3 protein-coding genes and 2 pseudogenes are annotated in these 4123 nt (G+C 72.4%); 4 read left to right on the top strand and 1 reads right to left on the bottom strand.

The annotated features are described in order from the left end of the window. The first annotated feature begins 169 nt into the window (after positions 1-169). The gene (locus AC2W7M_RS21110) at positions 170-394 is read left to right on the top strand and encodes a thiamine phosphate synthase (RefSeq protein WP_486134663.1); all 225 of its coding nucleotides are present in this window, start codon (positions 170-172) and stop codon (positions 392-394) included. Between the two features lie 39 nt (positions 395-433). Here AC2W7M_RS21110 and zapE read toward each other — a convergent pair. After that, positions 434-1620 (bottom strand): annotated as a pseudogene (gene zapE, locus AC2W7M_RS21115) (cell division protein ZapE). Between the two features lie 293 nt (positions 1621-1913). On the opposite strand from zapE, the gene AC2W7M_RS21120 reads away from it, so the two are divergent. From AC2W7M_RS21120 to AC2W7M_RS21130, 3 genes and pseudogenes are all read left to right on the top strand, one after another. Further along, positions 1914-2078, top strand: a complete 165-nt coding sequence (locus AC2W7M_RS21120) for a Flp family type IVb pilin (RefSeq protein ID WP_486134659.1) — start codon at positions 1914-1916, stop codon at positions 2076-2078. A gap of 10 nt (positions 2079-2088) precedes the next feature. After that, on the top strand, positions 2089-2574 hold the full coding sequence (locus tag AC2W7M_RS21125; RefSeq protein ID WP_486134661.1) for an A24 family peptidase: 486 nt from the start codon (positions 2089-2091) through the stop codon (positions 2572-2574). Positions 2575-2679: 105 nt separating this feature from the next. After that, a pseudogene (locus tag AC2W7M_RS21130) lies at positions 2680-4002 on the top strand (leucyl aminopeptidase family protein); the annotation flags it as partial. Positions 4003-4123 lie beyond the last annotated feature (121 nt).

The raw sequence follows: 4123 nt of genomic DNA on the forward strand, positions 1-4123 counted from the left end.
GACGATCCGGCGGCGGCGCGGGCGCTGCTCGGGCCGCGCGCGCTGGTGGGGCTCTCGCTCCATGCGCGGGAGGAGGCGGCGCGGGCCGATCCGGCGACGCTCGACTATGTCACCGCGAGCCCGGTCTTTCCTCACGGCCTCGAAGCCCGGCTACGGCCCGGCGCTGGGGATGGAGGGCCTCGCCGCATTCGTGCGGGCCTGCCGCGTGCCGGTGCTGGCGCTCGGCGGCGTGGAGGACGCCAATGCCAGCGCCTGCCGGAGCGCGGGGGCGGCGGGGCTCGCCGTCATGGGCGGGGTGATGCGGGCGTGCGATCCCGCGGCAGCGTTTCGCGCGACGGCAGAAGCGTTCGGTGGTCTCGCCCCGCCGTCATCCCCTGGACAAGGCGGCGCGTGACGGCGGCTCGGCCGGCGGCCGGTCGTCGGACCGAGGCTGTTACGTCTCCACCAGGCCCGTGGTGTTGCCGGTGGCGGTCGAATCGCCGCGGCCGTGGGGCTTTGCGAGGTACTCGTCGGAGCGCATCTCGTGCAGCCGCGAGACTGTGCGGGCGAACTCGAACGCCTCCGCCCCCTCGGTGCCGAGATAGAGCCCGTCCGGCTCGGCGGCGGCCGAGGCGACCAGCTTCACGTTGGCGTCGTAGAGCGTGTCGATCAGCGAGATGAAGCGCTTGGCCTCGTTGCGCTGGTCCGGGCCGAGGATCGGGATGTGCTCCAGCACCACCGTGTGGAACATGCGCGCCAGCGCCAGATAGTCCGGATTCGGGCCGAGCGGCGCCTCGCACAGATTGGCGAACGAGAAGCGCGCCGCCCCGTTGGCCATGGCGGGAATGGCGAGGTGGCGGCCCTTCAGCACGATCTCGCTCGGCACACCCCCGGCCGCCCGGCGAGGCGCCTCCAGGCGGCGTTCACCGCCGCGTCCGCCTGCGGGCCGAGCGGCGTGTGCCAGGTGGAGACGCCCTCCAGCTTCTCCATGCGGTAGTCGGTGCGCGAATCCAGGTTCAGCACCTCCATGCGCTGCTTGATCTCGGCGATGAAGGGCAGGAACAGCGCCCGGTTGAGCCCGCCCGCATAGAGGTCGTCCGGGGCGACGTTGGAGGTCGCCACCACCACCACGCCGTCGGCGAACAGCTTCTCGAACAGGCGGCCGAGGATCATGGCGTCGGCGATGTCGGTGACGTGGAACTCGTCGAAGCACAGCACCTTGGCCTCGTCGGCGAGCTGGGCGGCCACCGGGGCGATGGGATCGGCGGTCTTGCGCTCGCCCTTCTTCTGCGCCTCGCGCTCCTTGAAGATGCGCTCGTGCACGTCGCCCATGAATTCGTGGAAATGGGCGCGCCGCTTGCCCTTCGCCGGCAGCGCGGCGAAGAACAGGTCCATGAGCATGGTCTTGCCGCGGCCGACCTTGCCGTAGACATAGAGCCCCTTCGGCGGCACAGGGGCGCGGCGGTGGAACAGCCAGCCGAGCGCCGAGGACTTCTGCGCCATGGCGCGCTGACGCAGTTCCAGTTCCAGCCGGGCGAAGGCCGCGACCACCTCGGCCTGCGCCGGATCGGGGGAGATGTCGCCCGCCGCCACCTTCTGCGCATAGAGTTCCGATACCCGCGCCGTGGTCTCCGACCCCATCAACCCGCCTCCGCTCGCGGCGCGATGAGCGCCTCCGCCCCGGCCGCGCGGCCCGGGCGTCCATCCAGCGCCGGTATAGTCCCCCTGCGGCGTGCGCATCAATGCACGCCGGCGCGCCCGGTTCCGCCGCACGGCGCTCGCCGCCGGCAAGACGGACCGTTAACCCTTACCGCAGAGGCCCAGCCGGCTACGGTATCCAAATAATGGCGCTTTACCTCCCCGCAACGGCCGCCCCCTAGCGTGGCGATGTCGCGGCGCACTGGTCGCGAAGACGGACAACCGGATCGGACGCGATGAAGCTCCTTTTTGCCCGCTTCATTCGAGAGGAACACGGCTCGACCGCCCTGGAATACGGGCTCATCGCGGCCGGCCTCTCCATCGCCATCGTCACCGTGCTGGCGCAGGTGGCGACCACCTTCTCCCGGCTCAAGGCGACCGCCGCCGTCGCCGGCAACTAGGGCGCGGCGCGTGTCGCCCCCGGCGCTCCAGGAACTGATCCTCGTCGGCCTCTATCCCACGGTGCTGTGCGCCGCGATCGGCACCGACATCGCCCGGCGCATCATCCCGAACGTCCTGGTGGCGGCGCTGGTGGCGGGCTTCGCAGCCATGGTGATGGTCTCGCCTCTGCCGGACCTCTCCTTGCGCCTGCTGGTGGCGGGGGCGGTCACGGCGCTCGGCTTCTCGCTGTTCTCCCAGGACCTTGTCGGAGCGGGCGACGCCAAATTCGCGGGCGCCCTGATGCTGTGGCTCGATCCGGTGCAGGTGCCGATGTTCGCGCTCATCGCCGGGCTGATCGGCGGCGGCCTTTCGCTCGCCTTCGCCTTCCGGCTGCACCGCCAGGCGGCCGGCGTCCCCGGCGCCCCGGCCATGGAGACCAGCCTGCCCTATGCGGTGGCGCTCGCCGGCGCAGGGCTTCTGCTCCATCCCTATTCCAGCCTGATGCTCGGCACCTGAGGCGCTTCTCCAACGGCGCGCCGGCATGCTACCCCGCAGGGCGAGGAGCAACGACATGCTTGAAGTGATCGTGAGCGCGCCGGCCGAAAGCCGGCCCATTGGTGCGTCACCAAGACGAGCTTTGCCGAAGCCGCCCTGCCCGAGCCGGCCCGGCGGTTCGCGCAGAGCGCCGGCTTCGAGGGCGCCCCCGGCAAGCACCTGCCTGGTGCCGGGCGCCGACGGGGCGGCTCGCCGGGGTGCTGTTCGGCCTTGCCGCGGGCGGCGATCCGTTCGCGCTCGGGACCTTGCCCGCGATCCTGCCCGCCGGCACCTACCGGCTCGAAGGCGCGCTCGAGAACCCGCGCCTCGCGGCGCTGGGCTTCGCGCTCGGCGCCTATCGCTTCGCGCGCTACCGCAAGGCGCCGGACCGAAAGGTGCATCTCGCCGTTCCGGCCGGGGTGGACGCCGACGACCTCGCCCGCACCCTCGCCGCGGTGGAGCTGGTGCGCGACCTCGTCAATACCCCCACCAACGACCTCGGCCCGGTGGAGATCGAGGACGCCGCCCGCGCGCTCGCCGCCGAACACGGCGCGGCGGTGCGGGTGATCCGGGGCGCGGACCTGCTGGCGCAGAACTTCCCGCTGATCCACGCGGTGGGGCGCGCCTCGGCCTCGGCACCGCGGCTGATCGAGATCACCGCCGGGGACGAAAGCCTTCCCAAGGTCACGCTGGTGGGCAAGGGCGTCGCCTTCGACACCGGCGGCCTCGATATCAAGCCCTCCTCGGCCATGCTCCTGATGAAGAAGGACATGGGCGGAGCGGCCTCGGCCCTCGGCCTCGCCCACCTTCTGCTGGCGCGCGGTGCGCGGGTGCGGCTGAAGGTGCTGATCCCGGCGGTGGAGAATTCCATCTCGGCCTCGGCCTTTCGGCCGGGCGACGTGCTGGCGAGCCGCAAGGGCCTGTCGGTGGAGGTGGGCAACACCGACGCGGAAGGCCGCCTGGTGCTCGCCGACGCGCTCACGCTCGCGTGCGAGGACGAGCCGGACCTCCTGATCGACTTCGCCACCCTCACCGGCGCCGCGCGGGTGGCGCTCGGCCCGCAGCTTCCCGCCGCCTTCACCGCCGACGACGCGCTACGCGGCCGACCTTGCGCGCCATGCCCAGGCACAGGCCGACCCGCTGTGGCGCCTGCCGCTGTGGCAGCCTTACGCCTCCATGCTGGACTCCAAGATCGCCGACACCAACAACGTCTCCTCGGGCGGGCTGGCCGGCGCCATCACCGCCGCCTTGTTCCTGGAGAAGTTCGCCGCCCCGGCCGGCTCCTGGCTGCACCTCGATCTGTTCGCCTGGAACCCCTCCACCCGTCCCGGCCGGCCCGAGGGCGGCGAGGCGCAGACCATCCGCGCCCTCGACGCGCTCATCGCCGAGCGTTACGGCGCGGCGCGATGAGCGCCGGCCTCGACCCGCGCATCACCCCGGCGCGGCCGGACCTCGCCTGGGAGGGGGTGCGCGACCAGGTGGCCGCGCCGCGCTACGTCGCGGGCGAGCTGCGGCGCGTCACCGTTCGGCG

Source organism: Xanthobacter sp. BG11Y11_SDJG, from assembly GCF_057364445.1.

What these genes read in the sequence shown, in the direction of transcription:
- AC2W7M_RS21110 (WP_486134663.1), top strand. Translation starts at nt 170, where the DNA reads ATGGAGGGCCTCGCCGCATTCGTGCGGGCCTGCCGCGTGCCGGTGCTG.
- AC2W7M_RS21120 (WP_486134659.1), top strand. Translation starts at nt 1,914, where the DNA reads ATGAAGCTCCTTTTTGCCCGCTTCATTCGAGAGGAACACGGCTCGACC.